Source organism: Pseudoalteromonas sp. SIMBA_162 (assembly GCF_046535955.1).
Classification (GTDB): Bacteria; Pseudomonadota; Gammaproteobacteria; order Enterobacterales; family Alteromonadaceae; genus Pseudoalteromonas; species Pseudoalteromonas marina.
Map to the genome: position 1 here is coordinate 1 of NZ_JAWJBQ010000415.1, position 272 is coordinate 272.

The window sequence follows — 272 nt, forward strand, 5'->3', positions numbered from 1 at the left end:
CCCCTGGGATTCGGTGGCGGGCACGCGCTGTACGCGGTGCGCGCCGGACTCGAACTTGAGGCGCGAGTAGACGCCCTCGCCCTTCACGCGGGCGATGACTTCCTTGAAGCCGCCGTGCTCGCCGTGGCTGGCGCTGACGGTCTCGACCTTCCAGCCCTTGAGCTCGGCGTAGCGCGAATACATCTTGAACAGGTCACCGGCGAACAGCGCCGCCTCGTCACCGCCCGTGCCGGCACGCACCTCGAGGAAGACGTTGGCACCGTCATCCGGGT

The 272-nt window shown here is 68.4% G+C and carries 1 protein-coding gene; it reads right to left on the reverse strand.

Translation table 11 applies throughout. The features are described 5' to 3' along the window. On the reverse strand, window positions 1-272 hold a 272-nt coding region (locus R0J88_RS20285), incomplete at both ends, for a PCRF domain-containing protein (RefSeq protein WP_410900918.1).